Here is a 622-nt window from a genome sequence, read left to right as displayed (position 1 = left end):
CCTGCCGTTCGACCCGTTCATGATCAAGCAGCGCATGCCCTACTTCCTCTACTCGCTCGAGGAGCTGCGCTGCGACCTCACCGCCTTCCGTGAGGCGGTCGCCCTCGAGCGCGCACTGTCGGCCCGCATCGACGACGGAGACGAGCTGGATGCCGCGGCCCGCGCCATCCTCGAGCACGCGCCGCTCGTGCAGTACGCGGTGATCTTCGACCGCATCTTCCGCTTCGCGATCACCGGCACCCGCGTACGCAACTACGACGGGCTCGGCGGCCAGCTGCTGTTCGCCTGGCTGCACCAGCGCGGCGTGCTGCACTGGACCGACACCGCGCTGACCTTCGACTGGGACGGCGTGCCCGACGCGGTCGTCGCCCTCGGCGAGGCGATCGACGAGCTCTACTGGCGCTCGATCGACCGCCCGAAGGTCGCGCACTGGCTCGCCGCCTACGACCTCGTCGCGTCGGTCGTCACCCCTCACCCCGCATCGCGCTGGGCCGCAGGCCTCGATCGCGACGTGCTCGCCGGGGCGCCCTCGGGCTACACCGACGCGGTGCTCGACGACGAGTTCCCGTTGTCGATGTTCTACGAGGCGCTCGAGAAGAAGATGCGCACCGTGATCGCGTCG

The 622-nt window shown here is 69.8% G+C and carries 1 protein-coding gene; it reads left to right on the top strand.

Annotated features, from left to right (window positions below; all coding sequences use genetic code 11):
* Positions 1-622 (top strand): DUF6421 family protein (locus ASG00_RS17740; protein WP_235559441.1); only part of this gene is annotated, 622 nt, incomplete at both ends.

Source organism: Microbacterium sp. Leaf351 (assembly GCF_001423825.1).
Classification (GTDB): domain Bacteria; phylum Actinomycetota; class Actinomycetes; order Actinomycetales; family Microbacteriaceae; genus Microbacterium; species Microbacterium ginsengisoli.
The sequence above is the reverse complement of the archived record's forward strand: the minus strand, read 5'-3'. Positions and strand labels throughout refer to the sequence as shown.